The organism is uncultured Methylobacterium sp., from assembly GCF_964244095.1.
Classification (GTDB): Bacteria; Pseudomonadota; Alphaproteobacteria; order Rhizobiales; family Beijerinckiaceae; genus Methylobacterium.
In genome coordinates this window covers 1-26,506 of sequence record NZ_CAXTHR010000027.1, presented here as the reverse complement: position 1 = coordinate 26,506, position 26,506 = coordinate 1, and the positions used below count along the sequence as shown (strand labels likewise).

Annotated in this window: 25 protein-coding genes and 1 pseudogene; 7 read left to right on the top strand and 19 right to left on the bottom strand. The window is 72.3% G+C overall.

Going from position 1 to position 26,506, the window contains the following annotated elements:
- Positions 1 to 318 precede the first annotated feature (318 nt).
- Positions 319 to 1,917 carry a gamma-glutamyltransferase family protein gene (locus ACFE86_RS06690; protein ID WP_375454545.1) on the top strand — a complete coding sequence of 533 codons (1,599 nt, stop codon included), beginning with the start codon at positions 319 to 321 and terminating at the stop codon, positions 1,915 to 1,917.
- A 169-nt stretch (positions 1,918 to 2,086) separates the two neighbouring features.
- Here ACFE86_RS06690 and ACFE86_RS06685 read toward each other — a convergent pair whose 3' ends face one another.
- From ACFE86_RS06685 to argE, 3 genes are all read right to left on the bottom strand, one after another.
- Positions 2,087 to 3,628 (bottom strand): AMP-binding protein, encoded by a 1,542-nt coding sequence (locus ACFE86_RS06685; protein WP_375454544.1) that lies wholly within the window; start codon positions 3,626 to 3,628, stop codon positions 2,087 to 2,089.
- A gap of 345 nt (positions 3,629 to 3,973) precedes the next feature.
- Positions 3,974 to 5,368, bottom strand: coding sequence for an amidase family protein (locus ACFE86_RS06680; protein WP_375454543.1), 1,395 nt, complete (start codon positions 5,366 to 5,368; stop codon positions 3,974 to 3,976).
- A gap of 25 nt (positions 5,369 to 5,393) precedes the next feature.
- Positions 5,394 to 6,569: an acetylornithine deacetylase gene (gene argE / locus ACFE86_RS06675; protein ID WP_375454558.1), complete on the bottom strand. Its 1,176-nt coding sequence runs from the start codon at positions 6,567 to 6,569 to the stop codon at positions 5,394 to 5,396.
- 337 nt (positions 6,570 to 6,906) lie between these two features.
- Between argE and ACFE86_RS06670 the strand changes: the two genes are divergently transcribed.
- Entirely contained in the window at positions 6,907 to 7,218 is a 312-nt protein-coding gene (locus tag ACFE86_RS06670) for a hypothetical protein (RefSeq protein WP_375454542.1), read from the top strand.
- A gap of 423 nt (positions 7,219 to 7,641) precedes the next feature.
- Here ACFE86_RS06670 and ACFE86_RS06665 read toward each other — a convergent pair whose 3' ends face one another.
- A complete protein-coding gene (locus tag ACFE86_RS06665; protein ID WP_375454541.1) occupies positions 7,642 to 7,896 on the bottom strand; it encodes a hypothetical protein in 255 nt (84 codons plus the stop codon).
- 524 nt (positions 7,897 to 8,420) lie between these two features.
- Here ACFE86_RS06665 and ACFE86_RS06660 point away from each other — a divergent pair.
- A complete protein-coding gene (locus tag ACFE86_RS06660; protein WP_375454540.1) occupies positions 8,421 to 8,999 on the top strand; it encodes an NADPH-dependent FMN reductase in 579 nt (192 codons plus the stop codon).
- Between the two features lie 73 nt (positions 9,000 to 9,072).
- The gene (locus ACFE86_RS06655) at positions 9,073 to 9,411 is read left to right on the top strand and encodes a hypothetical protein (protein WP_375454539.1); all 339 of its coding nucleotides are present in this window, start codon (positions 9,073 to 9,075) and stop codon (positions 9,409 to 9,411) included.
- Positions 9,412 to 9,535: 124 nt separating this feature from the next.
- Here the strand turns inward: ACFE86_RS06655 and ACFE86_RS06650 are convergent, their stop codons facing one another.
- From ACFE86_RS06650 to rpoN, 4 genes are all read right to left on the bottom strand, one after another.
- Entirely contained in the window at positions 9,536 to 9,826 is a 291-nt protein-coding gene (locus ACFE86_RS06650) for a hypothetical protein (RefSeq protein ID WP_375454557.1), read from the bottom strand.
- Positions 9,827 to 9,876: 50 nt separating this feature from the next.
- On the bottom strand, positions 9,877 to 10,344 hold the full coding sequence (locus tag ACFE86_RS06645; protein ID WP_375454538.1) for a PTS sugar transporter subunit IIA: 468 nt from the start codon (positions 10,342 to 10,344) through the stop codon (positions 9,877 to 9,879).
- Positions 10,345 to 10,501: 157 nt separating this feature from the next.
- The gene (gene hpf / locus ACFE86_RS06640; protein WP_375454537.1) at positions 10,502 to 11,095 is read right to left on the bottom strand and encodes a ribosome hibernation-promoting factor, HPF/YfiA family; all 594 of its coding nucleotides are present in this window, start codon (positions 11,093 to 11,095) and stop codon (positions 10,502 to 10,504) included.
- 171 nt (positions 11,096 to 11,266) lie between these two features.
- Positions 11,267 to 12,877 carry an RNA polymerase factor sigma-54 gene (rpoN, locus tag ACFE86_RS06635; RefSeq protein ID WP_375454536.1) on the bottom strand — a complete coding sequence of 537 codons (1,611 nt, stop codon included), beginning with the start codon at positions 12,875 to 12,877 and terminating at the stop codon, positions 11,267 to 11,269.
- A gap of 719 nt (positions 12,878 to 13,596) precedes the next feature.
- On the opposite strand from rpoN, the gene ACFE86_RS06630 reads away from it, so the two are divergent.
- The gene (locus ACFE86_RS06630) at positions 13,597 to 14,139 is read left to right on the top strand and encodes a MucR family transcriptional regulator (protein ID WP_375454535.1); all 543 of its coding nucleotides are present in this window, start codon (positions 13,597 to 13,599) and stop codon (positions 14,137 to 14,139) included.
- 168 nt (positions 14,140 to 14,307) lie between these two features.
- On the opposite strand, the gene ACFE86_RS06625 is transcribed toward ACFE86_RS06630, so the two are convergent.
- The 3 genes from ACFE86_RS06625 to ACFE86_RS06615 form a co-directional block, all read right to left on the bottom strand.
- Positions 14,308 to 14,634, bottom strand: coding sequence for a hypothetical protein (locus ACFE86_RS06625; protein ID WP_375454534.1), 327 nt, complete (start codon positions 14,632 to 14,634; stop codon positions 14,308 to 14,310).
- Positions 14,635 to 14,729: 95 nt separating this feature from the next.
- A complete protein-coding gene (locus ACFE86_RS06620) occupies positions 14,730 to 15,437 on the bottom strand; it encodes a transglutaminase-like cysteine peptidase (protein WP_375454533.1) in 708 nt (235 codons plus the stop codon).
- Between the two features lie 184 nt (positions 15,438 to 15,621).
- Entirely contained in the window at positions 15,622 to 15,924 is a 303-nt protein-coding gene (locus tag ACFE86_RS06615) for a hypothetical protein (RefSeq protein ID WP_375454532.1), read from the bottom strand.
- Positions 15,925 to 16,316: 392 nt separating this feature from the next.
- Here ACFE86_RS06615 and ACFE86_RS06610 point away from each other — a divergent pair, with 392 nt between their 5' ends.
- Entirely contained in the window at positions 16,317 to 16,709 is a 393-nt protein-coding gene (locus ACFE86_RS06610) for a hypothetical protein (protein WP_375454531.1), read from the top strand.
- A gap of 64 nt (positions 16,710 to 16,773) precedes the next feature.
- Here the strand turns inward: ACFE86_RS06610 and ACFE86_RS06605 are convergent, their stop codons facing one another.
- The 6 genes from ACFE86_RS06605 to ACFE86_RS06580 all read right to left on the bottom strand — a co-directional run bounded on the left by ACFE86_RS06605 (position 16,774) and on the right by ACFE86_RS06580 (position 22,990).
- Complete coding sequence (locus ACFE86_RS06605) at positions 16,774 to 18,396, bottom strand: gamma-glutamyltransferase family protein (protein WP_375454530.1); 1,623 nt, start codon at positions 18,394 to 18,396, stop codon at positions 16,774 to 16,776.
- A 61-nt stretch (positions 18,397 to 18,457) separates the two neighbouring features.
- On the bottom strand, positions 18,458 to 19,219 hold the full coding sequence (locus ACFE86_RS06600; RefSeq protein ID WP_375454529.1) for an SDR family NAD(P)-dependent oxidoreductase: 762 nt from the start codon (positions 19,217 to 19,219) through the stop codon (positions 18,458 to 18,460).
- Positions 19,220 to 19,515: 296 nt separating this feature from the next.
- Positions 19,516 to 19,785, bottom strand: coding sequence for a hypothetical protein (locus tag ACFE86_RS06595; RefSeq protein WP_375454528.1), 270 nt, complete (start codon positions 19,783 to 19,785; stop codon positions 19,516 to 19,518).
- 45 nt (positions 19,786 to 19,830) lie between these two features.
- Positions 19,831 to 20,781 carry an outer membrane protein gene (locus ACFE86_RS06590; RefSeq protein WP_375454527.1) on the bottom strand — a complete coding sequence of 317 codons (951 nt, stop codon included), beginning with the start codon at positions 20,779 to 20,781 and terminating at the stop codon, positions 19,831 to 19,833.
- Between the two features lie 185 nt (positions 20,782 to 20,966).
- Positions 20,967 to 21,806, bottom strand: coding sequence for an outer membrane protein (locus ACFE86_RS06585; protein WP_375454526.1), 840 nt, complete (start codon positions 21,804 to 21,806; stop codon positions 20,967 to 20,969).
- Positions 21,807 to 21,982: 176 nt separating this feature from the next.
- Complete coding sequence (locus ACFE86_RS06580) at positions 21,983 to 22,990, bottom strand: outer membrane protein (protein ID WP_375454525.1); 1,008 nt, start codon at positions 22,988 to 22,990, stop codon at positions 21,983 to 21,985.
- A gap of 437 nt (positions 22,991 to 23,427) precedes the next feature.
- Between ACFE86_RS06580 and ACFE86_RS06575 the strand changes: the two genes are divergently transcribed.
- Positions 23,428 to 23,766, top strand: coding sequence for an MmcQ/YjbR family DNA-binding protein (locus ACFE86_RS06575; RefSeq protein ID WP_375454524.1), 339 nt, complete (start codon positions 23,428 to 23,430; stop codon positions 23,764 to 23,766).
- Between the two features lie 12 nt (positions 23,767 to 23,778).
- On the opposite strand, the gene glmM is transcribed toward ACFE86_RS06575, so the two are convergent.
- Together glmM and ACFE86_RS06565 are read right to left on the bottom strand one after the other, a co-directional pair.
- Positions 23,779 to 25,119, bottom strand: coding sequence for a phosphoglucosamine mutase (gene glmM, locus ACFE86_RS06570; protein WP_375454523.1), 1,341 nt, complete (start codon positions 25,117 to 25,119; stop codon positions 23,779 to 23,781).
- A 416-nt stretch (positions 25,120 to 25,535) separates the two neighbouring features.
- Positions 25,536 to 26,506, bottom strand: a pseudogene (locus ACFE86_RS06565) (cell division protein FtsH); the annotation flags it as partial.

The window sequence follows — 26,506 nt, the reverse complement described above, 5'->3', positions numbered from 1 at the left end:
AACAGATCGCCGTGACGGGCGTCCGCGCCGCGCGCCGCTCCCTCCCCCCTCTGCGCGGGAGGGTGGCCCCTGCGTCGGCAGGGGTCGGGAGAGGGGAGCGCCGGCTCCGGACACGTCGCGCCGCCCGCTGCATCCGCAACCGTCGCGCTGCCCCTCTCCCGACCCCCCTCACGGGGGCCACCCTCGCCCGCAGAGGGGGGGAGGGGAGGGAAGACGCGCGCGGCGATGCGGGCGGGTCTCCCGCGAGCCCGAAGCCTTTGCGCGGCGGCTCAGGTCCCGTAAGCCTCGTGCCACCCGCCCCCGCGAGCGCGAAGATCCATGCCCGAGACCCCCGTCTTCTCCCACGGCGCGTGCGCCGCCCCGCACCACCTCGCGGCGCAGGCCGGGCAGGGCGTGCTGGCGCAGGGCGGCAACGCCATCGAGGCGATGACGGCGATGGCCGCCTGCATCGCGGTCGTCTACCCGCACATGAACGGCATCGGCGGCGACGGCGTCTGGCTGGTGCGCGAGCGGGGGGGCCGCGTGCGCGGCATCGAGGCCTGCGGCCCGGCAGGGTCGCTCGCCACCATCGCGCGCTACCGCGAGCGAGAATTCGAGACGATCCCCGCCCGCGGCCCCGACGCGTGCGTGACGGTGGCCGGCGCCATCGGCGGCTGGCGGCTGGCGCTCGAACTGTCGAGGGCGCTCGGCGGCCGGCTGCCGCTCGAAACCCTGCTGGCGGACGCGATCCGCCACGCCCGCGCGGGCTGCCCGGTCTCGCCCTCGGAGGGGCGCTACGTCCCCAAGGAACTCGACACCCTCCACGACGCCCCGAATTTTTCCGCGACCTTCCTCAAGGACGGCAAACCCTGGCCGGTGGGCGAGACGCGCCCGTTGCCGGCGCTGGCCGCGACCCTGGAGCAGTTGGCCCATGCCGGGCTCGACGACTTCTACCGCGGCGACATCGGCCGCGAGGTCGCCGCGGATCTCGAGCGCCTCGGCGCGCCGGTGACGCGGGCCGACCTCAAGGCCTACCAGCCCCGGGAGCGGCAGGCGCTCTCGATCCGCCGGCGCGGCGCGACGCTCTACAACGCCCCGCCGCCGACGCAGGGGCTCGCGGCGCTGCTGATCCTCGGCATCCTCGAGCGGCTGGACATCCGCCGGCCCGAGACCACCGCGCATTACCACGGGCTGATCGAGGCGACGAAGCGCGCCTTCGCGATCCGCGACCGGGTGGTGACCGACTATGACCGCCTGACCTCGGACCCGGCCTCCTACCTCACCCCCGAGCGGCTCGGCCGCGAGGCGGCGCAGGTGGACATGGCGCGCGCGGCGACCCTCCCGCTGAAGAACCCCGACGCGGGCGACACGGTGTGGATGGGAGCGATCGACGACGACGGGCTGACCGTCTCCTACATCCAGTCGATCTACTGGGAATACGGCTCGGGCTGCGTGCTGCCGGCGACCGGCATCCACTGGCAGAACCGCGGCACCGCGTTCTCCCTCGACAGACACGCCGTGAACCCGCTGGAGCCGGGCCGGCGCCCGTTCCACACCCTGATCCCGGCGCTGGCCTGCTTCGACGACAGCCGGGTGATGGCCTACGGCGCGATGGGCGGCGACGGCCAGCCGCAGTTCCAGGCCCAGATCTTTTCCCGCTACGCCGATTACGGCATGAGCCCCGCCGAGGCCGTCGACGCGCCGCGCCTGCTCTACGGCCGCACCTGGGGCGCGGAATCGCTGACCGTGAAGGTCGAGGACCGCTTCGACCCCGCCTGCCTCCGGGCGCTCGCCGGCATGGGCCACGCGATCGAGGAACTCGGCGGGGCGTACAGCGACTCGCTCGGCCATGCCGGGATGCTGGTGCGGCATCCGCGGAACGGGCGGATCGAGGCGGTGCACGATCCGCGGTCGGATGGTGGGGCGTGGGGGTTGTGACAGGGTTTCGGGTTGATCGATTCGGGGGGCGGCGCGCCCCGTCACTCGCGCGTCCTTCGGAGGGTGGCCCGCGAGCGAAGTCGGGAGAGAGGGGAGCGACGATTCCGGATACGGCGCTCCCCTTAGGATTGTAAATTTTGGGATTGTAAATTTTGCCCACAGGTAACGGCTACCCCCCGAACCGCCCCCGCAGCACCCCCTTGAAAACCTTCCCCGAATCCTCCCGCGGCATGTTCGCGATCACCTCCACCCGCAGCCGCCCTGCTGCCGGCACCGCCGCCCGGATGCGGGCGGCGAGCGCCGCGGGGTCGAGGGTCCGGCCCGGCACCGGCTCGACGCAGGCGCAGACCGTCTCGCCCGCGGCGTCGGGCAGGCCGAAGGCGGCGCAGTCCTGCACCGCGGGGTCGGTGAGCGCGGCGGCCTCGATGTCGGCGGGGTAGAGCGTGGCGCCGTTCGAGACGATCACGTCGCGGGCGCGACCGCGGAGGTAGAGGTAGCCGTCCGCGTCGAGGACGCCGATGTCGCCGGCGGTGACGAGGGTGTCGCGGGCGATCGCCGCGCGCTCGGCGTCGCGGCCCACATAGGTGAAGCGGTGCAGGCTCTCGGAGCCGGCATAGATCCGGCCGGGCGTACCGGGCGGCAGCGGGCAGCCGTCGTCGTCGAGGACGTGGAGCGAAATCCCAGGCAGCGCCCGGCCGACCGTTCCGGGCCGGGCCAGCGCCTCGGCCGAATCACTGAGCGTGAGCAGGCCGGTCTCGGTCGCGCCGTAGTATTCGTGGACGATCGGTCCCCACCACGCGATCATCGCCGCCTTGACCGCCGGCGGGCACGGTGCGGCGCCGTGGACGACATGGCGGAGCGAGGCGAGGTCGTAGCGGGCACGCACGGCGTCCGGCAGCCGCAGCAGCCGCGAAAACATCGCCGGCACCGCGTGGAGCGCGGTGACGCGGTGGTGCGCGATCAGGGCGAGGGTCCGTTCCGGATCGAAGCGCGGTTGCAGCACGAGGGTCGCGCCGGCCTGAAAGGCGACGCGCGCGTTCGCGTTCGGGACGGAATGGTACAGCGGCCCGGTGATCAGCACCGTGGCGGGCTCTTCGCCGTCGAGGCCGTAGACCGCGCGCGCCCGGGCCGAGGGCGTGCCGTCGGTGGACACCGCGCGGCGCACGCCCTTGGGGCGGCCGGTGGAGCCCGAGGTGTAGATCACCGCCGGGCGCAGGGCCGTCACCGGCGCGGCGATCGGGGGATGGCGCGCCACCCATTCATCCCAGTCGGCCGAGCCGGCGGCCTGCGGCGCGGCTGCGGTCTCGGGGTAGGCGGCGCGCAGGTCCTCCGGCGTCTCGACGACGAGGACCGCGAGACCGGGCGGCAGGCCGGCGGCGATCCGCGGCAGCAGATCGGAATGGACGACGAGCGCCCTGGCCGCGCAGTCGCGCAGGATGGCGCCGACGCCGTCCGCATCCATGTGCCAGTTGATCGGCACCGCGTAGGCGCCCGCGAGGGAAGCGCCCTGCGCGGCCTCGAACGGCGCGAAATCGTTGCGCAGCACCAGCGCGACCGCGTCGTCCGCGCCGATGCCGAGGCGGCGGAAGCCTTCCGCCGCGCGGTGCGCGGTGTCGCGGACGGCCTCGTGCGTCCGCCGGCGCGCGCCCGAGACGATCGCCGGCGCCGCGTGCGCGCCCTGCGGGTCGTCTCCCTCCGCCGCTGGGCTCACGCATCGTCTCCGCCGGCTTCGAGGGCGCGGGACCGGGCGGCGTGCGCTGTTGAGACCGGGCCGCCCGGCCCCTGTCGAAGGGTCTGCCCTGGGAAGGATGAAGACGCTTCGACGGGTGCGAGGCGAGCAAGTTCGGTGCCCAAGCTCGGTGCCCAAGTTCGGCGCCCAAGTTCGGCGCCGACGCGACGCGCACGATCCCGTCGCGGGCCACCTGTCGGCGGGGCTCGCGCAGGGACGCGGCGTCGCGCCGGGCGGCCGGTGCCTCAGCGCGCCTTCGTGCGGCCGGCTCCCGTCAACTGCTTCGCCCGCCGGTCGCGCGGTCTAGCCTGGCGGGATAGGGCCGGATCAGGCCGGGTCGATCGGCGCGGGCGGCACGCCGCCGGCCTCGATCGCCGCGCCGGCCAGGAGGCAGAGGTCCTCGCGGAAGCGCGCGGCGACCACCTGCACGCCGACCGGCGCGGTGCCGCACAGGCCCGTCGCGACGGTGAGCGCCGGCATGCCGATCAGCGGCAGGCCGCTTTGCAGGAGTTGCGCCTCCCACACCGCGGCCAGCGCCGCGTCGCCCTGAAGGTCGCGCCCGTCGGCGAAGGGCAGCGTGGCTGAGACCGGCACCAGCAGCACCGGCGTGTGGGCGAGGAAGATCTGCCAGGCGCGCACCAGCGTGGCGCGGCGGGTGAGCGCCGCCGGAATCGCGTCCGGGGCCAACGCCTCGGCGCGGGGACGGAAGGCGCGCATCAGCGCGAGCGCGCCCGGATCGCCCTCGCGCTCGGCGGCGCCGGCGAGCGCGGAGAAGCCGTCGCCGAGCCAGAGCCGGAGCTGAAGCTCGGCCGCCTCGCGGATCGGCGGGGTGTCGGCGATCTCCGCCACCGCCCAGCCGGCGGCTTCGAGCCGGCGCGCGGCGTCGCGCAGCGCCGCCTCGACCTCCGGGACGATGGCGAGGCCGCCGGGGCGCAGGCACAGGGCCGCCCGGCGCGGTACGTCCGGCCCCGCGAGCGGCGCCGGCACCCACCACGGGTCGCGCGGATCGCCCGCCGCCATCGCGTGCAGGCCGAGGCCGAGGTCGGCGATGGTGCGGGCGATCGGGCCGGACACCGCCATCAGTTGCGGGCCGATGCCGCGCTCTGGCGAGGAGGCGTTCCAGGCCGGGACGCGGCCGAGGCTCGGGCGCAGGCCGTGCACGCCGCAGGCATAGGCCGGGTAGCGCACCGAGCCGGCGATGTCGGTGCCGTGCGCGAGCGCGCCGATGCCGGAAGCGACCGCGGCCGCCGCGCCGCCCGACGAGCCGCCGGGCGTGAGCGCCGGATCACGCGGGTTCGACGTGCGCCCGTGCAGCCGGTTGTCGGTGAACCAGCGCAGCGAGAAGGCCGGCGCGTTGGTGCGCCCGAGCAGCACCGCGCCGGCCCTGCGGAGGTTTGCCACCACCGGGCTGTCGTCCTTCGCGATCAGGTCGCGCTGGAGCGTGACGCCGTTGGTGGTCGCGAACCCCGCCTGGTCGGCGTTGATCTTGATCGTCACCGGCACGCCGGCGAGCGGCCCCGGATTCTCGCCCTGCGCGAGCGCGGCGTCGATCGCTGCGGCCTGGGCGAGCACGTCGTCGGGCCGGTGCTCGACCACCGCGCTGATCCGGCCGTTGACCGCATCGAGCCGGGCGAGCGCGTCCTGCGCGACCTCGCGGGCGGAGACGGCGCGGGTTCGGACCATCCGCGCGATCTCGGTCGCGGGCAGGCGCCACAGGGTCACGGTGCGGTCCTCCTCACACGATCGCTCAGGCCGCGCAGCTCTCGCCGATCAGCCGGCGCACGAAGGCGGCGCAGGCCGCGAGTTCGGCGGCCTCGACGTACTCGTCGGCCTTGTGCGCGCGGGCGATCGCGCCGGGGCCGATCACCACGCATGGCACGCCGCCGAGAGCCTGGAACAGCCCGGCCTCGGTGCCGAACGAGACCTTGGCGTGGCCGTTGCGGCCGGCCAGCCGCTTGGCCAGCGTCACGAGGGCGGAATCCGGCTCGGTCTCGAGGCCGGGATAGTCGATCAGCGGCGTGACCGTGACGCCGCACGCCGCATCCTTGCCCGCCATCTCGGCGGCCAGGGTGTCGGTGGCGAAGGCGATGACCCGGGCGGCGAGCGCGCCGGCATCGTCCGCCGCGACGGCGCGGAACTCGAAGTCGACGTGGCAGACGTCCGGCACGATGTTCAGCGCCGTACCGCCGTGGACGATGCTGGAGAGGCCCGTGCTGTGGGGCACGTCGTAGAGCGGATCGCGGGCGCCCGACCGCGCCAGTTCGTCGGCTAAGAGTCTGACGTGGTCGATGAAGCGGGCGGCGTACTCGACGGCGTTGATGCCGGCCGGCGCCAGCGCCGAGTGGCAGGCCCTGCCGCGGAAGGTGACGCGCGCGGCGTGCTTGCCCTTGTGCCCGGTGACGACCGCCATGCCGGTCGGTTCGCCGACGAAGCATCCCAGCGGCCGGACGCCCATCGCCCGCATCCGCGCGATCAGCGGGCGCACGCCGAGGCACCCGATCTCCTCGTCGTAGGAGATCGCGATGTGGAAGGGCCGCACGAGCGGCGCCGCCGCCATCGCCGGCAGGAGCGCGAGGCAGACCGCGAGGAACCCCTTCATGTCCGAGGTGCCGCGGCCGTAGAGCCGGCCGTCGACCTCCGTCAGCCGGAACGGCGCGTGCGACCAGGCCTGCCCCGCCACCGGCACCACGTCGCTGTGGCCCGATAGCACGTAGCCCGGCACCTCAGCCGGCCCGACCGTGAGCCACAGCGCGGCCTTCTCGCCCGTCCCGTCGGCCACCCGCTCGACGCCGGCGCCGTACCGCCGGGCGAAACCCTCGACCCAGTCGATCAGCGGCAGGTTCGAGCGCGCGCTCGTGGTGTCGAAGCCGACGAGCGTTTCGAGGATGTGCTTCGTGTCCAGGATGTCCTGCGTGTCCGGCATGTCCCTGGGCGTCTCGGTGCGGGAGGCGGGCATTCTAAGCATCATTGCGCGAAGTGGCCGCCGGTTCGCGCGAAGAAAATGATGCGGCACCAAAGCGATCGAAGCAGGCCTTCGTGGGGTGGCCCACGAAGGCCTGCTTCGTCCTTCGACATCGCTTCGGCGGCCCGGCGCGCCTCGCGGCCAGCGTACCGGGTCGCCGTCCCACCCGGCAATGCCGCCTCGGACGCGGATCGCGACCGGCTCGCAGGGTGCGTGCCGCGACGGCGCGCACGCAGGTTTGAACAAGACGGCGGGTGCGCGGGTTGATCTCCGCCATCGCGAACACGGAGAAAGCCCGATGCCCGTCAAAACCCTCATCCTCGCCACCTGCCTGATCGCGCCGCTCGGCGGCACCGCCTTCGCCCAGACCGGTACCACCGGCAGCCCCGGCGCGGGGCCGACCGCGGGCGGGACGATCAATTCCGGCAGCCCCGCGGGCACCGGCACCGCCGGCAGCCGGATGAGTGCTCCGGCCGGTTCGATGGCCCCGGCCGGCTCGCCTCCGCCCGGCGCGAGCGGCGGGCCCTCGACCAGCACCCCCGGCGCGCCTGCCGGCAGCGGCAGCGGCAACGGCACGACCGGTAGCGGCGCGGCCCCGAGCGGGAAGTAAGCGCGCTCCGCACCATTCAGGGGCGGGATGCAGGGGCGGGGAACGGGCCTTCCGGATTCGTTCCCCGCCCCTGGGGCGAAGCTTATCGGGATCGTGTCCGGTCGCGCTTGCCCTGCGCGCGCCCCTCCGTGGGTCGGCGCGGCTCGACCCGCGAGCGGCGATCCACCCCGACAGGCCGCGCGGCATCGCGCCGCCTTCGGCGGCCGGCGGCAGGACAAGGTGCAGACCCCCGCTTCCTAACGTGACAGGAGGCCCGACGATCCCTTGCGCGAACACGATCGCGATGCCGGGCGGCCTACGGGGCGCGGACCGGGCCGCGTCGATCGGCGTCCGGAAACCCGAGGGCGCAGGTTGCGGCGGGGACGCCTTGAGGATCTCGGATCGCCGGCACCCTCGGGGAGGCCCAGCGATCCCCGGCGGCCGTCACCCGCCCTGCAGGCTCTCCGCGAAATCCTCCGGCACCTCGCCGAAGCGCCCCAGGATCGTCGCGCTCTCCAGTTCGCCGGTCTCGTCGTCGGCCACCACCTTCAGCGCCGCGGTGCCCGGCATCCGGCCGGCCATGGCCGCGGCCTTCTTAAGGGCACCGCTCTCGGTCGGCGCCACCTCGCGGTCGCCGGGGACGAGGCGCTTGCGCTTCACCACGAAGGTCTGGACCACGAACGTCGTCTTCATACTCATGCGGGTTCCCCGTCGGCTCTCGTGGATGAACGGTTGGCACGATGGACGCGGAGCATCTTCCGGCGCGGTGAATGCCGGCCCGCGTGAGGACAGTGCTCGCAATCGACGACGAGGAGATCGCGCGGGCCGTGGCGCAGATGTGGAGCCGCATCGGCGTGAGGACCGATCTCGACGCGACCACCGCCGCGACCTGCCCGGCGCAACGCCTTCGCGTTCTCGGCCTAACGCGCCGGGGCTGCCCGGTCCACCCGCGCCGTCCCGCGGCGGTTCCGGTCCGCCCGCGACCCTGCCGCTGCCGCGCCCGGTCGGGCCGGACTAAGCAGGCATTCGTGGCCTCGCCCACGAATGCCTGCTTCGATCTCTTTGGTGCCGCATCATTTTTTTCGCGCGAACCGGCGGCCACTTCGCGCAATGATGTTTAGGCGTTCGCCTGCCATCGTGCCGCGTTCGGCTGAGGCGCGCCGTGCCCGCCCGCGATCCGCGCCCTATTTCCTGCCATGCCCCGCGCGCCCGGAGACCGGCCGATGTCCCTCGTCTGCCCCGTGATCCTCGGCTCGGTCCGCGCCGACCGGCAGGGCCTGCGCGTCGCCCGGTTCCTGATCGCGCAACTGGAGGCGCGCGGCTGCGAGGCGCCGCTGGTCGATCCGATGGTGCTCCAACTCCCGCTGCTCGACCGGATGTACAAGGAGTACCCGAAGGGCGAGGCGCCCCCGGTGCTGGAGGGGCTCGCGACGCTCTACGCCCGCGCGGACGCCTTCGTCGTGGTCTCGGCCGAGTACAACCACGCGATCCCGCCGGCACTATCGAACACCCTCGACCACTTCCTCGAAGAGTATTTCTGGCGCCCCTCGGCGATCTGCTGCTACGCGGCCGGGCCGTTCGGCGGCGTCCGCGCCGCGATGCAGCTCCGGGCGATGCTCGGCGAACTCGGGATGCCGAGCATCCCCGCGCTGCTGCCGGTGCCGCGGGTCGGCGAGGCGCTGGACGAGGCCGGCACCCCCACTGAGGACCGGCTGGCCAAGGCCGCGGAACGGTTCCTCGATGAGCTGGCGTGGTACGCCGAGGCGCTGAAGGCGCAGCGGCGGAAGGGCACGCCGTATTGATCCGGGTCTGGCACCCGGATTGCCACGGGGTCGGCGACGCGGATCGGCGGACGCGGATCGAGTTGGGGAATGCATGAACGCGAGCGTGGAGCGGGTCAGGGACGCCCTGGCCGAGCTGATCAAGGCGGCCCTGATCTCCGACGACGGGAAGAGCCTCGCGTGCCGCGACGCGGCGCGGGACAGGCTCGGCGCGCTCAAAGCCGCGCCGCCGGAGGCGGAGGCGCTGCGGATCGACGGCGCCTGGACCCTGGCGATCCAGGCGGCGGAGGCGCCCGCGTTCCGCGACGACGAAGGGCAGGTCAACCTGACCCTGCCGCGCCGATCGCCGTTCACCCTCGACGCGCTGCTGAGCCCCGCCTTCGACGTCGACCGCGCCGTCGAGACCATCCGCAAGTCGGCCTCCACGGGCTGAGGCCCGCCGCCATTCCTGCCTTCCCGGATGCCGGGGGGCGGTGATCCCGAACGGTCGCGGACCTGCGGCGAGGACGGCGCCGAGCCGCCGAGCCGAGCGACAGGAGCCGCCTCGGACGAACCCCTCACGTCCCGCGGCAGCGCCCCTTGATCGCGGCGGAGAATTCCTTCTCCGAATCCTGGACCTGGCCGAGCCGGGCGACGCGCTCGGGCCCCGTGAGGCAGCGGCCGTAGACGCCGGCGACCCGGCGCATGGTGTCGACGTGGCGGCGCCAGACCCGGCAGGTCTGGGCGTCGTCGCCGTCGGCCTGCTCGAGCTGCTCGAGCGCCTGCCGCTGCATCGACTGGGCGACGAGGAGGTCGCGGGCGCAGGTGCCGTCCGCCGCGCCCGGCTGGGCGCGGGCGGCCACCGGCATCAGCCCGATGACGATCGCCGCGAAGGCGCGGCGCCAGGGTCGCGGAGCGATCATGCCGCCTGGGACGCCGAGGTGTGGGTGAGGAGGGCGTAGAGCGCAAGCCCGTCGCGGGCCGCGCGAATCCGGTCGAGGATGCCGGGCTCACGCAGGATGCGCGCGACCTGGGCCAGGGCCTTGAGGTGGTCGGCGCCCGCACCTTCGGGGGCGAGCAGCAGGAAGGCGAAGTCCACCGGGCGGCCGTCGAGGGCGTCGAACTCCACCGGCCGGTCGAGGCGGGCGACGAGGCCGAACAGCCGGTCGAGGCCCGGCAGCTTGCCGTGCGGGATCGCGACGCCGTCGCCGATGCCGGTGGAGCCGAGGCGCTCGCGCTGGAGCAGGGTCTCGTAGACCTCGCGCGCATCGAGCGCCGGCAGGCGGCGCACCGCCTGGGCGCTCAGGTCCTGCAGCACCTGCTTCTTAACGCGGGCGCGGAGCGCGGGCACCACGGAATCCGGATCGAGGAAGTCCAGCACTGGCATCGAAGGACCGCTTGTCCCGTCCGATCGGAATCCGCGGGGACGGGGGGCCCCGTGAAAAGGGGGCGGCCGGGTGTCGGCCCGACGCGCGCGCCCAAACGTCCGTCACCCGCGTCAATCCTCCGCCCGGCGGGCGGTTCCGGCCTGCGCCGGCGCCGGTTCAGGACGGCGCGCCCGGTGGATCGACCCAGCCGATCGCGCCGTCACTGCGCCGGTATACGACGTTGATGCGGCCGGTGCCAGCGTGCACGAACACGATCACCGGGGCGCCGGTGAGGTCGAGCGCGGTCACCGCCTCGCTCACCGAATGGCGCTTCAGGGTCCTGGTGCTCTCGGCGACGATCGGCGGATGGGTCGCCCCGTCGTCGGGCTCGGCCTCGCCGTCGTCCTCGGGGGCGGCGAAGACCGCGTAGGCCGCCTCGATCGCGGCGCCGTCGGCGCCCGTGGGGTGCGCCTTGAGCCGGTGCTTGTAGCGGCGCAGGCGCTTCTCCAGCCGGTCGGCGGTCTGCTCGAAGCTCGCGCGGGGGTCGTGGGCGGTGGCCGAGGCCTCGATCGTCAGGCCGGAGACGAGGTGCAGCACGCAGTCGGTGCGGTAGGCGCTGCCGTCGCGCCGGAGCGTGACGTGGCCGGTGCTGCTGTCGTTCATGTGCCCGTCGAGGTACTTTCCGAGGGTCGCCGCCATCCGCTCGTCGACGCGGCCGCGCAAGGCTTCGCCGAGGTCCAGGCCGTGGCCCGTGACGCGCAATGACCCCATGTATCCTCCGGTCGGCTGTCTTTGGTTCCGCGAGTTAAGGAGCCGGCGCGGGGTTAAGTCAACGGAGGCGCTGGAGCCGTACTCGATCCCGTTGGATCGGGCACGGCTCTCAGGTCTTGTTTTGACGTGCTTGCCTGCGACGAACCGCTGTCCACTTCGTCGGGAAGCACTCTACCGCGCCATCACCGCCCCTGGATGCAGCCCGCCCTGCGCGCACCGCTCGCGGCGGCGCTCGATCGAGGAGGGGATGCGCAGGCTCTCCCGGTACTTGGCGACCGTGCGCCGGGCGATGTCGACGCCCTCGCCGCGGAGCCTCTGCACCAGGGCGTCGTCGGAGAGCACGTCGTCGGGGGTCTCGCCGTCGACGAGCTGCCGGATGCGGTGGCGCACGGCCTCCGAGGAGTGCGAGGCGGCGCCCGCCGCGCCGGGGATCGCCGCGGTGAAGAAGTACTTCATCTCGAGCGTGCCGCGGCTCGTGCCGATCGCCTTGTTCGAGGTGACCCGCGAGACCGTGGATTCGTGCATGCCGATCGCCTCGGCCACGGTCTTGAGGTTGAGCGGGCGCAGGTGCGCGACCCCGTGGACGAAGAACCCGTCCTGCTGGCGCACGATCTCGGTGGCGACCTTGAGGATGGTGCGCGCCCGCTGCTCCAGGCTGCGGGTCAGCCAGTTGGCGGTCTGCAACGCCTCCGACAGGAACGCCTTGTCGCCCTCCGCCTTCGCGCCGCGCACCACGCGGGCGTAGTAGCTCTGGTTGACCAGCACCCGCGGCAGCGCCTCGCCGTTCAGCTCCACCAGCCACGAGCCGTCGGGAGCGGCGCGCACGAACACGTCGGGGATCAGGACCTCGACGGCGCCGGCGCCGAACGCCCGGCCGGGCTTCGGGTCGAGGCGGCGGATCTCGGAGAGCATCTCGACGAGGTCGTCGTCGTCGACGCCGCATAGGCGCCGGAGCGCGGAAAAATCGCGCTTGGCCACGAGGTCGAGGCGCGAGACCAGCGCCCGCATCGCCGGATCGAACCGGTCCTTCTCGCGCAGTTGCAGGCCGAGGCACTCGGCGAGGTCGCGGGCGGCGATGCCGGGCGGGTCGAAGCTCTGCACCAGATCGAGCACCCCCGCGACGCGGTCGAGGCCGGCCCCCAGGCGCTCGGCGACCGCGTCGATCGATTCGCGCAGGTACCCGGCCTCGTCGACCGCATCGATCAGGAAGCCGCCGATCAGCCGGTCGGCCGGATCGCGGGTGGCGAGCTCGAGCTGGCGGCCGAGATGCTCGCGCAGGGACGTCTCGACGGTGAGCGTCGCCTCGAAGTCCGGCGCCTCCGCATCGAAGCTGCCGCCGGTGTTGCCGTAGGGCGCGGGCGTCAGCGAGAGCATGTCGCCCGACGCGGCCTCGCGGGCCTGGCTCGGGACGTCGTCGGGGAAGACGTTGTCGAGGCGGGCGTCGAAGTCGCCGTCGATCTCGCCGCGGCCCGGATCGACCTCGGCGGCCGACCACGGCACCTCTGCGCCATCGAAGGTCTCGGCCCCGTCCAAGGTCTCGGCCCCGTCCGAGGTCCGGCCCGCGTCGAAGGGTTCGGGCCGGACCTCCGCCCCTTCGGCCGCGGGACCCTCGGACGGATCGGCCTCGGCCCGCTCCAAGAGCGGATTGCGCTCCAGCTCGGCATCGACGTAGGCCGCGAGGTCGAGATGGGAGAGTTGGAGGAGCTTGATCGCTTGCAGGAGCTGCGGCGTCATCACCAGGGCCTGGCCCTGGCGCATTTCCAGCCGTTGCAGCAGACTCATCGCGTCGCCCCGATCCTCTTCGGTGAACAGGCCGGCCGCAGCGTTTCCACGCCGTAGGCACGGTTCTTGCTTGATCCCTGATCAAAGCTGTAGACCCATCCCGGCCGCGCGTCAAAGCGTGATCGCCGGTTTTCCCCGTCCGCCGTCCCCGCGTGGCCGGGCCGCCACAGGGCCGGCGGCCGCGCCTTACGCGCCGGGCGCCCGCGCTCGTCGGAGCGGCGCGTTTCGCGATCACGCACGGGAAAAGTCTTCGTGGCCGGGCGTCGCCACGAAGACTGGAGGATTCCTTGGCCCGCGCAGGTCCGGTGACGGCACGGGGCTCGCGCGGCCCCGGCGCGACGATTGCGCGCAACGAAGCACAGCACGACGCGCCGCGGTCTCCGCGGAGCGACTGTGCAACGGCAGGCTTGCAACGGACGGCCCCGGCATTCGCGCAGGGTGGAGCCCGTCTCCGGGCCGTTTCAGTCGTCGTAACAGTCTCGCGCCATAGCGAAATCCGGCATTCGGCAGAACCGTTGGCGTCGCAGGGGTGTTTGCGAAGCATTTCCACCGGCGTCCGGTCGGTTGCGCCGTGATCGATCAAGCTCGGCGCGCAAAACCGGCGGCGGCGGCGCATTCGAGCATGGATGACGTGATCGAGATCCTTGCCTTCTTTGGGTTGCCTCATAACTTCGGTCGCGGGGGAGCTTCTTCAAGGAAACCGAGCAAGGATCGCGAGTATGTCTGAAACTGCACCGACGGCGCAGATGAACTATATCGAGCGGACCGTCGACGTCGTCGCGGCCTACGTATCCAACAACTCCATTCCGACCGCGGAACTGCCGGCGCTGATCGCGAGCATTCACGAGGCGCTGAACACCGTCGGCACCGGTCCGGTTCAGGCTGCGGCGGAATCCGTCGAGAAGCCCACGCCCGCCCAGATCCGCAAGTCGATCCGCCCGGACGGACTGGTCAGCTTCATCGACGGCAAGTCCTATAAGACGTTGAAGCGCCACCTGACCAAGCACGGCCTCGATCCGCACAGCTACCGCGACCGTTACGGCCTGCCCCCTGACTATCCGACCACCTCGGCAAACTATTCCGCCCAGCGGTCGGCGCTCGCCAAGAGCCTCGGCCTCGGGCAGCCGGGCCGCGCCGCGCCCGCCGAAGCGCCCGAAGCGCCCGAGGCGGCGGAAGAGGCCGCGCCGCCGGCCCGCCGCGGGCGCAAGGCCGCCACCGCCCCGGTCAAGGGCAGCCAGAGCCGCAAGGCCGAAGCCGCCTGAGAGGGCCGGTCGGACGGATCGCCGGCGCCGCGTCCGATCGCATCGGATAGAGGTTTCCGGCGCTTCGCCCCTCCAGGACCGTGATCGTCCCGGAACCGGGCCCCGCCGAAACGGCGGGCCCGCGCCGTCTCCCTGGGTTCATCCGCCTCGGGTTCATCCGCCCTTGCTTCACAAGGCGGCGCGGCGCCCAAGCAATCTGTTCTTGGCCCGCGCGACCAGGGCGGAGCGGGCCTGCGCCGCGTCGTCGGCATCGAGCAGGGGCGAGGCGGCGAGCGCCGCGAGGTAGGCGGATTGTGCGTCCCGGCAGGCGCTGAGCGCCGCGTCGGCGGCGGTCAGGCGGCTGCCGATCGCGGCGCGCAAGCCGAAATGGCGGTCGAGGCATCCGTGCCAGGAGGCGTATCGGTCTCCCGCCTCGCCGGCCTGCGCACCGGTCACGACGACTGCTAGGGCGACGGCCGCGAGCAACGGCAGCGATGCGGGGGGGCGGGTCGTCATGCGGGCGCGGCTCCGATCCGTGAGCCTCGCGCCGACGCGGTGAAGGTTTCGTCAAGACACGGCGCCGGCGCCGTCCCGATCCGGGACGGCGCGCCTTATCGGTTGGCGGTGGTTGCGGGCGATGTGACGCCGCCGAGCGAGACCCAGGCGACGGCGTCCTGGCTCTCGCGCTTGATGAAGGTGTAGCCGGTCCGGTGCCAGGGCAGGATCTGGCTGGTCTTGTTGTCGAGCACGAGGTCGCCGTGGTCGGTGATCAGGGTGAGGACGGCGTGGCCCTCGCCCTTCTCGTCGATGACGACGGTCATGCGCATGGCGCGGCGCGGCAGGCCGGCCTGGGCGAGCAGGCTGCGCTTGAGCAACTGGAAGTCCTCGCAGTCGCCGGCGCCGTCCTCGGCGAGGTCCCAGCGGTCGGGCACGCCGAGATGGTCCATGTCGGTGATGGCGGTGACCGAGGCGTTGACCCGGCGGTTGACGGCCACGATCCGGGTCCAGATCGCCGGCGTCAGCACGATGCGGGCGGGCTCGGCGCGGTCGAGCGCGCATTCGGCGGCGTAGCTCTGGCAGAACACCACCCACGCCGCGATCGGCTTGGCCGCGCCCGCGGTCACCGCGCTGCTCGGCACGCTCGGCAGGGAAGCGAAGGTCTGGGCGGCGGCCGGCGCCGCGGCGAAGGCCGCCAAGCCGGCGGCGAGCGCCGGTCCGGCCAGGGCGCCGCGCAAGCGCGGGACGCCGTGAAGGGAGCCCAGGAGCGAGCGGAGGGCCTTGGCCGACACCGCCCGAACCGTCGAAATCGCCAACCGCATCGCCGTGGCCCAACCCGTTAAGCTCTCGTTAACGAAAGCTCTCACGGCCGGGCCCCTACGGCAATCGGCTCGTTAACAAAAGGTTAATCCTGTGCGCAACGCGGACAGCGGACGGATGCCCCGGCGCGGCGTCCGGATCGCGATGCGTCGGGCGCATCGCGATCCGGCCTCACGAGATCCGATTCTACTTGCTGCTGCCGCCGCCGCCGCCGCCCTGGGGCGCCACGCGCGAGGGCTGGTTGGCGTTGCCGGCCGCGGCCGAGTCGTTAGAGATGGTGTCGGCGGGCTGGCCGGTCGGCGAGTACGTCACGGCGCCTTCGCTGCCGACCGCGCCCGGCTGCCGCGTGAGCACGCCGGGTGCGCCGGCCGTGCCGGGTTCGGCCGTGCCCGGGACGGCAGGGGTCACGACGGCCGGGGACTGCGCGAAGGCGGTTCCCGCCAGGATCAGGGCGAGCGGCGCGGAGAAGACGAGTGGGCGAAAACGCATGAGAACCTCTGGTTGATCGGTGTGTGGGCGAAACGCTTGCGCGCAATCGGAGTTCGCGGCCGGGCGATCACCGTTTCGTCATCGCGCGGCGGACCGCGCTGTTCAATGGGGGGCTCGGCGGTCTTCGACAAGGGGCTAGGCCCGCCTGACCCCGCCAGGGCGTGGCCGCCGAGGCCGGCGGAGCCCTCCAACCTCGTCCCGTCACGGCATCCGTCGCCTTCGGCATTGCCGGCGGCCGGTCGGCTCGCCATGCCGCGCCTGCCTTATGCCGCGCCTGCTCCTTGCCGCGCCCGCCTCGGGGATCGCCACCCACCCGCGCGAACCACCGGTTGCCGATCGGCGTGGGCGACCCATCTTGGGCGGCGGAGGGGCCTCTCCGAACAGGATCGACCGTGAACGCTTCCACCCTCGTCCGGCTCCGGACCCGCATCCTCGCCTGTGCCCTGGCGGCCACCGTCACCGTCCTCCCGCCGGTCGCCGCGTTCGCGCAGGAAATCCCGCGGATCGACGCCAGGCGCGGCGCCTTCCTGATCCACGGCAATTTCTGCGGGCCGGGTAACCGCGGGCCGGGACATCCGCCGATCGACGCCCTCGACCTCGCCTGCGCCCGTCACGACGCCTGCACCCCCGACCGGGCCTCGGGCCGGCTGCCGCACTGCGCCTGCAACGATCGCCTGCGCGTGGAGGCCGGCCGCGTCGCCCGCGATCCAGGCACGCCGCGATCCGTGCGCGAGACGGCGCGGTTCATCGCCGACGGCGCCGACGCGCTGCCCTGCGCCGACTGACAGGCCGCATCCCGCGAAGATACCGCGTCGCCGCGCGGAGCGGTGGTCGCGCGCCGACCTGCGATCACCACACCGCGGCCTGCCCGTCGCGGCGGGGATCGCTCGCCGCGACGTAGCCCTCGACCGCGGGGTCGCCCATCCGCCAGATGAACTGGCCGGCGCCGAAATCCTGGTAGCTGTCGTCGATCACCTCGACGGCGTGGCCCAGGGCGACCAGCGCCGCCAGCGTGTCGGCCGGCATCGCGGCCTCGGCGTTGATCGCGAGGCCCTGGTTGAAGCGCCAGCGCGGGGCGTCGCAGGCGGCTTGCGGGTTCTGGCCGTGGTCGATCATCCGCACCAGCGTCTGCACGTGCCCCTGCGGCTGCATGTTGCCGCCCATCACGCCGAAGCTCATCACCGGCGCGCCGTCCTGCGTCAGGAAGCCGGGGATGATGGTGTGAAACGGGCGCTTGCCCGGCGCGACGCAGTTCGGGCTCGCCGGATCGAGCACGAAGCCGTAGCCGCGGTTCTGCAGCGATACGCCCCATTCGGGCACCACCACGCCGGAGCCGAAGCCCATGAAGTTCGACTGGATGAAGCTGACCATCATCCCCGATTCGTCGGCGGCCGTGAGGTAGATCGTGCCGCCGTGCACCGGGTTGCCGGCGCCGAAATCCTGCGCGCGGCGCGGGTCGATCAGCCTGGCCCGCCGGCCGAGATAGCCGTCGTCGAGCATCTGCTCAGGGGTGAGCGTCATCGCGAACCCGTCGGCGACGTAGCGGTAGGTATCGGCGAACGCGAGCTTCATCGCCTCGATCTGCAGGTGCTGCGCTTCGGCGCCGTCCGGGGGGAGGCTCGCAAGGTCGAAGTGTTCGAGGATGCCGAGCGCGATCTGCGCGGCGATGCCCTGCCCGTTCGGCGGGATCTCGTGCAGCGTGTAGCCGCGATAGTCCTTGCGCGTCGGCGTCACCCATTCCGGACGGTAGGCGGAGAGGTCGGCCACCGTCATCGCGCCGCCGTTCGCGGCCGCGTGCCGCGCCATCGCTTGGGCGATCTCGCCCTCGTAGAACGCGCGGCCCCCGGTCGCGCCGATGGCGCGCAGGGTCCGCGCCGCGGCCTTCAGCGCGACCCGTTCGCCGACCTCCGGCGCCCGCCCGCGCGGGAGGAAGAAGTCCGCGAAGCCCGGCTGGCGCACGAGGTCGGCGACCTGCGCCGCCGCCGCCCATTTCCGCTGCACCACGATCGGCACGAGGGTGCCGCGCTCGGCGATCTCGATCGCCGGCTCCATCAGGTCGGCAAACGGCAGTTTCCCGAACCGCTCGGAGAGCGCCGCCCAGGCGCCGACCGCGCCCGGCACCGTCACGGAATCCCAGCCGCGCATCGGCGGGCGGGCGGCCTGCCCGTACTTCCGGGCGAAGTAATCCGGCGTCCAGGCCGCCGGCGCGCCGCCGGAGGCGTTCAGGCCGTGCAGCGCCTTGCCGTCCCAGAGGATGCAGAACGCATCCGACCCGAGCCCGTTGCTGCACGGCTCGGTCAGCGTCTTGGCCGCGGCGGTGGCGATCGCGGCATCGACCGCGTTGCCGCCCCGCCACAGCATCCGCAGGCCGGCCTGGGCTGCGAGCGCGTGCGAGGTCGCGACCACGTTGCGGCCAAACATCGGCATGCGGATCGAGGGATAGGCGGATTTCCAGTCGAAGTTCCGTGACATCTCGGGACCGTTCACGCCGGGCCGGCGTGCCGCGTGAGGCAGGATTCGTGCGCGATGCCGGCTACCGCGCCTGCATGCGCAACGCACCGTCGAGGCGGATGGTCTCGCCGTTGAGCATCGGATTTCCGACGATGGCCATCACGAGGTCGGCGAATTCCTCCGGCCGGCCGAGGCGGGCGGGGAACGGCACCGCGGCGCCGAGGCCCTCCTGCACCGCCTCGGGCAGGCCGCGCAGCATCGGCGTCGCGAACAGGCCGGGCGCGATGGCGCAGACGCGGATGCCGAGGGCGGCGAACTCGCGCGCGGCCGGCAGCGTCAGCCCGACGATGCCGGCCTTCGAGGCAGCGTAGGCGGCCTGGCCGACCTGGCCCTCGTAGGCGGCGATCGAGGCGGTCGAGACGATCACGCCGCGCTCGCCCTCCTCCAGCGGATCGAGGCCGGCGGCGGCGCTGGCCACCAGCCGCATCAGGTTGAACGAGCCGATCAGGTTGACCTGGATCACCCGCGCGAAGGCGGCCAGCGACGCCGGCCCGTCGCGCCCGACGATGCGCGCCGCCGGCGCGATCCCGGCGCAGTTGACCAGGATGCGCGCGGGGCCGTGCGCGGCGGCGGCGCGCGCCACGGCCGCTTCCGCGCTCTCGGCATCCGCCACGTCGCAGGCGAGCCCGAGCCCGCCGATCGCCGCCGCCGCGGCGTCCGCCGCCGCGCCGTCGAGGTCGAGCAGCGCCACCCGCGCCCCGGCGGCCGCCAGCGCGCGGCCCGTCGCCGCCCCGAGGCCCGAGGCCCCGCCCGTCACGATCGCCGCCTGCCCCCGGACCTTCATCGCCTTCCCCCCTCGCCGGCGGCGGGCCGCCGGATCGCGATGCCTCCCTATAGCGGATCGGGCGGGCCGCGGAATGAGCGAGGGCTGCCGGCGGCCGGAGCGGCTCAGGGTGAGGCGCGCTTCCCCTCTCCCCGCTTGCGGGGAGAGGCCCGGCTGCACCCCGTCGTGCAGCTCCCCGCAGGCGGGGCGAGGGGATGCGCGGCCACCGACACGCCGAACGCCGGGATGTGTGAATTCGCAAGCCCGCACGGGAGAGGGAGGCCGCCGGCGCATCCCGCCAGCCGTGACGGAGCGCCTCAGCGCGCCGGCGGCTCGTTGTAGATCGGCACGTTGTCGTTGCGCGGCAGGTAGGCGCGCACGATGTCCCGCCCGTAGCCGGGCGGGGCGTGATGATCGGGCCCGCGGATGTCGCGGCCGGCCGCCTGCGGCGGCCGGAGGGAGCGCGGCGCGAAGCGCGGCGGGGCGTCGTCCGGCCCCGGGGCGTCGGCCGCGGCGGGCCCTGCGAGGACGAGCATCGCGGAGAGGCCGGCGAGCGCCGCGATGAGGGTCGGCATCGGTGCGGGCATGGCGGGCTTCCGGCGCGAGGGCGGGGAACGGACGGGTTCGGCCGATCAGAACTTGACGGCCGCGCCGCCGCGGACGGTGTTGACGTTGGCCTTGTGCCCGTCGAAGTCGTTGAAGAGCACGTATTGATACTCGGCCCGTAGAAGGATGCTCGGTGTGATCGCGTATTCGATGCCGGCACCGAGGGCGATGCCACCGACCGTCTTGGTCTTCGCGTTCCCGTATCGCACCGGCGCGGCGAGGGTCGACTTGGCTTCCTTGGGATCAGCGGGAGGGCTGCTCGGGTCGGGATATTTGGGATTGAAGTTGGTGTATCCGTTATGCTGTACGGCCACGGCTTGGCTCGGATCGGTGAGGGCAGCGTTGGCCCGGTAAGCCGCTTGGTCGTATTCGTACGTCCGGATATCGACCGTATCGGAGATCTGGGCACGACCGATCGCCAAGCCACCCGTCACGAAGGGCAGGAAATTGCCCATGGCATAGCCCCCGCGCGCGCGGATGGTCCCGTAATCCTCGATCTTGGTCGAGGATAACCCCTTGAGGCTGATGCTATGAAAGAGTCCATCGGTGCTGACGTTGAACCGCGATATGTTGTTCTCGCTCGATCCGATCGTCGCGAAACGCGTGTAGTCGACCTCGACGCCGAGGACGGTCTCGTCGAGTTGATAGTTCCATCCGGCATACACGCCATAGCTCGGCCCTTCGACGCGTTGCGGCCGGGTGATGAGAAGACCCGAGGCGTTCATCGAGGACTCGAAGTAGGTTTCACGAAGCGCGGTCGTCACGATGGGCTGGAAGACGTTGTTGAACCCGAGCGCCGCCGAGCTGTACCCCCCATGCCCGCCGAGATAAATCCCGCTCCAGTCAACCGCGACGACCGCCACCGGCGGCTCGTAATCCGTTCCCCGAAGGACATCATAGTCGAGGTCGGCCGCGGAGGCCGAGGACGAGCCGACGATGCTCAGGGCTGCAAGAAGTGCGAAGGGAAGCTTACGCATCGCGGTCGTCCTCGGCGCGGCGTCGCCGCCGCTCTACGAAACTCATCATTCTGTTGTAGGCGGGTAACCTTAATGGCGGGTTTCTCAGGGCTCCGCGCTGCTGTGCCAATGCGGCGGCGTGAGCGGCCGAATCCTTCCGGCAGGTTGGCCGTCGGCCGGGCGCGGAGATCGCGCGCGGGAGCGCGTCAGTTCCCGTAGGCGCTGCCGCCGACGCCGACGAGGCTCGGCAGGCTGCCGAACCGGTCGCCGAGGTCGTAGCGCAGGCCGAGGCGGAACTCGTTGGCGGTGAGATCCTTCAGGCGGGTGCCGGCGTTGTAGGCGTCGAGCTCGCTCTTGGCGTTGCCGAGGTCGACGTAGCGGTAGGCCGCATCCAGGCTGAAGCCGCCGCCCAGCGCGTAGGACGCGCCGGCGGTGAGCGCCCAGGCGAGCGAGGCGAGCGAGCGGTTCGGGCGCCGCACGGCGGTGCGCGCGCCGATGCCGTCGGCGCCGTCGCACGCCTCGACGAGGCAGGTGGTCCGGGTGTGGGCGCGGGCGAGCCCCACGTCGGCGAACCCGACGCCGCCGCCGACATAGGGCGTCAGCCCCCACCACGTGCCGAGGTCGGCGTAGACGTTGACGAGGCCGGTGAGCGCGGAGACCTGCGCCGCCTCGACGTTGTAGCCGGCGGCGAAGTTCGAGCGGGAGGAGAGGGCGCGGTAGCGGCCGGGCTCGCGCTGGTCGATCGTCGCGTCGAGGCGCAGCCATGGGGTGACCCGGTAGCCGACGCCGCCGCCGTAGCCGACCGCGTCGCCGAGGCGCAGCCCGACGAGGGGCGGCAGGCCGGGGTCGTTCGCGTCGGGGCGGGTGTCGTCGGCCGGACGGCCGTAGGCCGCCTCGGTGAGGTCGGCGCGCAGGTACCATCCCGAGCCCACCGCGACGGGCGCCGGCTCGGGCGGCGGCGGCGGCAGCAGGTCGGCGGCACGGGCCCCGCCGGCGCCGAGGAGGAGCAGCGCGGCGGCCGTGAGGCGGGGTTTGAACGCGACCATGGTGACCGTCCTGACGCGATGGCGGTGGCCGCACCTCGGCGGGTGCGCCGTTCAGAACCGTAAACCACAAATCTTTTGAACGGCTTAACCGTGCCCCTCGATCGATGTTCGTTTGAAACGACGAAACGGCGCGGATGCGATCCGCGCCGTTTCTTCGTCTTGAAGCGAAGTGTGGATCAGTACTTGCGCACGATCGGGCCGGGGGCCGGCTGGTAGTCGGGCATCAGCGGCGGTAGTGGCGCGGCGACGTAGCCGCCCATCATGTAGCGAAGGCCGATCTTGATGTCGTGCGCCTCGATGTCCTTGACCTTGACCGCTGGCATCACCGTGCCGCAGCACGATTCGCTGCCGGTGCCGGTCTTCACGCTGCCGAGGTTGAGGTAGCGGTAGGCGAGCTCGACCTTGAACGCGTCGGTGACGTTGTAGGCGAGGCCGGCGTGCAGCGCCCAGGCGAAGCTGGCGCCGGTGTTGGCCTTATAGGTCTTCGAATACGACTGGGACTGGTAGACCGGGTTGCCGTGGGCGTCGTAGACCGGCGCGTAGTTGTAGCTCGGCTGGCAGTGGCAGTCGTCGCCCTCGGCGTAGCTCGGGTGGCCGTAATCGTAGGCGTAGCTCGGGCTGGTGAAGGTCGAGTTGGTACCGTAGCCCGAGACGTGGTTGAAGGCCACGCCGGCGCCGCCGCCGATGAACGGCGTGATGCCGTACCACGTGCCGAGATCGAAGTAGGCGTTGGCGAGCACCACGGCCGAGTCGAAGTGGCCGCTGGATTTGTTGTTGCCGTAGGAGCCGAGCCCGTCGTCGTAGTCGGGGCCCTTGTAGTACTCGCTGCCGCGCAGGCCGGTGGCGTAGCGGTACTCGCCGGTCACGTCGCCGCGCAGGAACGGGGTGAACTGGTAGCCGACGCCGACGCCGGCAAAGCCGCCGCTGCCGAGGCCGTTGCCGTAGGCGTAGTTGGATTCGTGATAGCCGGTGTAGTCGTAGGCGGGGCTGTAGCTCGTCTTGTCGTAGATGCTGGCGCCGACGTCGCCGCGCAGGTACCAGCCGCCGCCGACCTCGATGGGGTGGGCCATCGGCGGCGGCGGCGGGGGCGGCAGCAGGTCGGCAGCTGCGGCGAGAGAGGGCGCGCCGACGCTCGCTGCGAGCGTCAGGGTGCGCGCCAAGGCGACGAGCTTGGAGCGGGCCATAAGAATTCCTTCACGCCTTGATGTGCCGGAAGCTTGCGGTGCCGGCTGTGTTGACGCTTCGGAGGATGGCCGGAAGGTCTTAAATCAGGCTTAACGTTAAATCTTAGCGTTACGGTCTTCTCGCGGCATCCGCGATGCTAGAGCATTTTCCAGCGAGGTGGATGCCGGCTCGCATGAAGAAAATGCGACCATACAAGGAGTTAAAGCGTTTTCCGTGATCCGAAGATCATAGGAAACGCTCTAAAGCAGGCGTGCGGCGGCAAGGACACGATCGGCCCCGGCCCGCGTTGCTGGAGCGACGCCTGCGATCCGTAAAAACCCGCCGGAGCCTCCATGACGCACCCGCCCGTCGCCCCTGTCCGCACCGCGTCCGGGCCGCGCCCTCCGGCCGCGGTGCGGACAGCCCCGCGGGCCGCCCCCGCCGGCCAGGCCTGACGATGCTGCCGGAGGACGTGCGGGCGCTCGCGCTGATGCTCCCGGAGGCGGTGGCGGGCGTCCACAAGGGCAACCCGGACTTCCGCGTCGGCGGGCGCATCTTCGCGACGCTCTGGGTCGAGGAGGCCCGCACCGTGCTGCGGCTGCCGCCCTCGGATCAGCGGCGGCTGGTCGAGGCCGGGCCGGACCTGTTCTCGGCCCTGCCCGGCGCCTGGGGCCGCCGCGGCTGGACCAGCCTCGACCTCGACCCTTGCGACGAGGCCAGCCTTCGCGACGCCCTGCTCACGGCATGGCGCGCGACGGCGCCGGCCGGGCTGGTCTCGGCCTACGATCCGGCGTGAGGGCGGCTCCCGTCAGGCCGCGGCGCGGGTCACCGCGTCGACGACCTCGTCGACGACCGCGTTGACGAGGCCGCGGTCGTCGCCCTCGGCCATCACCCGGATCACCGGCTCGGTGCCGGACGGGCGGATCACCAGGCGGCCGGCATTGCCGAGGCGCTCGCGGGCGTGCGCGATCGCGGTGACGACGGTCTCCTGGCGCAACGGCTCGCCGGAGCGGTAGCGCACGTTCTTGAGGACCTGCGGCAGCGGCTCGAAGCAGCGGCAGACCTCGCTCACGGCCCGCGCGCTGCGCTGGACCACGCTGAGCACCTGGAGCGCGGCGACCAGCCCGTCGCCGGTGGTGGCGTAGTCGGACATGATGATGTGGCCGGACTGCTCGCCGCCGAGGTTGTACCCGTGCTGGCGCATATGCTCGAGCACGTAGCGGTCGCCGACCGCGGTGCGGGCGAGCGAGAGGCCGATGCCGGCGAGGTACCGCTCCAGGCCGAGATTCGACATGATCGTCGCGACGATGCCGGCCTGCGTCAGGCGGTCGTCCTCCTTCCACGAGCGCGCGACGACCGCCATGAGCTGGTCGCCGTCGACCACCTGCCCCTTCTCGTCGACGATCAGCACCCGGTCGGCGTCGCCGTCGAGCGCGATGCCGATGTCGGCGCGCCGTTCGCGCACCTTGGCTACCAGCGCGCCCGGGGCGGTGGAGCCGACGTCGCGGTTGATGTTGAAGCCGTCCGGCTCCACGCCGATGGCGATCACCTCGGCCCCGAGTTCCCAAAGGGTCTCGGGGGCGACGCGGTAGGCCGCACCGTTGGCGCAGTCGACCACTACGCGCAGGCCGTCGAGCGTCACGTTGCGCGGCAGCGTGCGCTTGGCGAACTCGATGTAGCGGGCATGCACGCTCTCGATGCGCTTGGCCCGGCCGAGCGCCGAGGAAGCCGAGAGCTTGGTGTGCAGTTCGCCGTCGATCAGCGCCTCGATCTCGTGCTCGATGGCGTCGTTGAGCTTGAACCCGTCCGGCCCGAACAGCTTGATGCCGTTGTCCTCGTAGGGGTTGTGCGAGGCCGAGATCATCACGCCGATGTCGGCGCGCATGGAGCGGGTGAGCATCGCCACCGCCGGCGTCGGCATCGGCCCGAGCTGCAGCACGTCCATGCCGACCGACGTGAAGCCGGCGATGAGCGCGGTCTCGATCATGTAGCCCGAGAGCCGGGTGTCCTTGCCGATGACGACGCGGTGGCGGTGCTCGCCGCGCTGGAACACGAGGCCCGCCGCTTGGCCGACCTTCAGCGCCAGCTCCGGCGTGATCACGCCGTTGGCGCGGCCGCGGATGCCGTCGGTCCCGAAATATTTTCTCACGAGTCTCTCCGTTCGATCGGGAGCGCGATGCGGCCGACACGCTATCATCGATCGCAGACCGGCCGCAGATCGGTTCCCGTCACAGTGAATCGCCGGTGTCGTCGTCAGACGCGATAGGCCACATGCACCGCGTTACCGAGGCAATCCGGCGGTTGCTTCGAAAGGCGCGTCGCTCTCCCTCTCCCCGTTGCGGGAGAGGGTGGCCCGCGAGCTAAGTCGGGAGAGGGGGGCGACGCTTCCGGATGCGGCGCTCCCCTCTCCCGACCCTCGCGTGAGCCGAGGGCCACCCTCCCCCGCAGAGAGGGAGGGAAGACGCGCGTGCATCCCGTCGAGCCCAGATACCTTCCACGTAGGAAGTGCGCCAAAGAAAAGGGCGCCGAAGCGGCGCCCTTTTCGTCGTTCGATGATCTGAAGCTTCACCCCTGCGGCTGCGGCTCCAAACCGCCGTCGCTCTCCTTCGGGCGGCCGCGGCCAGCCGAGGGGACCGAGGAGCCGCGGGCCGGCGCGGGCGGCACGTCGCCGCCGTCGCGGACCGGCGGGCGGCCCTTGAGCAGGTTCTTGATCTCGTCGCCGGACAGGGTCTCGTATTCGAGCAGGCCCTGCGCCAGGGCTTCGAGGTCGTCCTTGCGCTCGGCGAGGATGCGGCGCGCCTCTTCGAGCCCGGTCTCGACGAGGCGGCGGACCTCCGCGTCGATCTTCTGCGCCGTCGATTCGGACACCGTCTGCTGGCGGCCCATCGACATGCCGAGGAACACCTCGTCGTTGTTCTCGCCGTAGGCAACGGTGCCGAGCTCGGGCGAGAAGCCCCAGCGGGTCACCATCATCTTGGCGAGCCGCGTCGCCTGCTCGATGTCGGACTGGGCGCCCGACGTGACCTTGTCGGGGCCGAAGGTCATCTCCTCGGCGATGCGGCCGCCCATCATGATCGCGAGCCGCGAGGTCATCTGCTCGTAGGACATCGAGAGCTTGTCGCGCTCAGGGAGTTGCATGACCATGCCGAGCGCCCGGCCGCGCGGGATGATCGTCGCCTTATGGACGGGATCGGTCGCCGGCACGTTGAAGGCGACGATGGCGTGGCCGCCCTCATGGTAGGCGGTCAACCGCTTCTCGTCCTCGGTCATGACCAGGGTGCGCCGCTCGGCACCCATCATCACCTTGTCCTTGGCGTCCTCGAACTCGTGCATCGTCACGATGCGCTTTCCGCGGCGCGCGGCGAGCAGGGCCGATTCGTTGACGAGGTTCATGAGATCCGCGCCCGAGAAGCCGGGAGTGCCCCGCGCGATGACCTTGAGGTCGACGTCCGGCGCCAGCGGCACCTTGCGGACGTGGACGCGCAGGATGCGCTCGCGGCCGGTGACGTCCGGGTTCGGCACCATGATCTGGCGGT